The sequence below is a fragment of the Stenotrophomonas sp. HMWF023 genome (assembly GCF_003060985.1).
GTDB lineage: Bacteria > Pseudomonadota > Gammaproteobacteria > Xanthomonadales > Xanthomonadaceae > Stenotrophomonas > Stenotrophomonas lactitubi.
This window is the reverse complement of record NZ_QAIJ01000270.1, coordinates 1-1,790: the sequence shown is the minus strand read 5'-3', so window position 1 is coordinate 1,790 and position 1,790 is coordinate 1. Positions and strand designations below refer to the sequence as shown.

Sequence of the window (1,790 nt, the reverse complement as noted above, 5' to 3'; positions counted from 1 at the left end):
AAGGCGGCGAGCGCGTGGTCAGCGAAGGCCAGTTCCGCCTGAAGCCGGGCAGCAAGGTGACCGCGCTGAAGCCGGGCGAAACGCCGGCCGCACCGACCGAGGCCGAACTGAAGGCCGCCGAACAGAAGAGTGGCGGCGGCCGCCGCGGTGGTGGCCCGCGCTGAGCGCAGGCCCCTGCTCTTCCCCGCGCCGGCGATCCCGCCGGCGCTGCCATTGATGTGCCAGCAAGGATCAGTCCGTGGGCTTTTCGACGATCTTCATCCGCCGCCCGATTGCCACCTCGCTGTTGATGGCGGGCTTGTTGCTTCTGGGCATCCTCGGTTACCGCAAGCTGCCGGTGTCGGCGCTGCCGGAAATCGATGCGCCCAGCCTGGTGGTGACCACCCAGTACCCCGGTGCCAACGCCACCACCATGGCCTCGCTGGTCACCACGCCGCTGGAGCGCCAGTTCGGGCAGATCTCCGGGCTGGAACTGATGACCTCCGATTCCTCGGCGGGGTTGTCCACGATCATCCTGCAGTTCTCGATGGATCGCGACATCGACATCGCCGCGCAGGACGTGCAGGCGGCGATCCGCCAGGCCACCCTGCCCTCGTCGCTGCCGTACCAGCCGGTCTACAACCGGGTGAATCCGGCCGATGCGGCCATCGTCACCCTCAAGCTGACCTCCGATACCCGGCCGCTGCGCGACGTCAACAACTACGCTGACTCGATCCTCGCCCAGCGCCTGTCGCAGGTGCAGGGCGTGGGCCTGGTGTCGATCGCCGGCAACGTGCGTCCGGCCGTGCGCATCCAGGTCAATCCGGCGCAGCTGTCCAACATGGGCCTGACCCTGGAAGAGCTGCGCAGCGCGCTCACCCAGGCCAACGTCAATGCGCCGAAGGGCTCGTTGAACGGCAAGACCCAGTCCTACAGCATCGGCACCAACGACCAGCTGACCAGCGCCGCCGAGTACCGCGACACCATCATCAGCTACAAGAACGGCCGCCCGGTGCGGCTGTCCGACGTGGCCGAAGTGATCGATGGCGTGGAGAACGACCAGCTGGCCGCATGGGCCGATGGCAAGCCGGCGGTGCTGCTGGAAGTGCGCCGCCAGCCCGGCGCCAACATCGTGCAGACCGTCGAGCGCATCCGTGCGCTGCTGCCGCAGCTGCAGGGCGTGCTGCCGGCCGACGTGCACCTGGAAGTGTTCTCTGACCGCACCGAGACCATCCGCGCGTCGGTGCATGAAGTGCAGTTCACCCTGATCCTGACCATCGGCCTGGTGGTGGCAGTGATCTTCGTGTTCCTGCGCCGGTTCTGGGCCACGATCATTCCCTCGGTGGCGGTACCACTGTCGCTGGCCGGCACCTTCGCGGTGATGGCCTTTACCGGCATGTCGCTGGACAACCTCTCGCTGATGGCACTGGTGGTGGCCACCGGCTTCGTGGTCGACGATGCGATCGTGATGATCGAGAACATCGTGCGCTACATCGAACAAGGCAAGAGCGGCAAGGAAGCGGCCGAGATCGGTGCACGCCAGATCGGCTTCACCGTGCTGTCGCTGACGGTTTCGCTGGTGGCGGTGTTCCTGCCGCTGCTGCTGATGCCCGGCGTCACCGGCCGCCTGTTCCACGAATTCGCCTGGGTGCTGAGCATCGCGGTGGTGCTGTCGATGCTGATCTCGCTGACGCTCACCCCGATGATGTGCGCCTACCTGCTCAAGCCCGATGCGCTGCCCGAGGGCGAGGACGCGCACGAGCGTGCGGCCGCGGCCGGCAAGCAGAACCTGTGGACGCGCACCGTCGGCC

General features: G+C 67.2%; 1 protein-coding gene and 1 pseudogene. Both read left to right on the top strand.

Annotated elements, in window-relative coordinates; genetic code table 11:
- A pseudogene (locus DBR20_RS15465) lies at positions 1-164 on the top strand (efflux RND transporter periplasmic adaptor subunit); the annotation flags it as partial.
- 74 nt (positions 165-238) lie between these two features.
- The coding region (locus DBR20_RS15460; protein WP_146187024.1) for an efflux RND transporter permease subunit at positions 239-1,790 on the top strand (1,552 nt) is incomplete at its 3' end.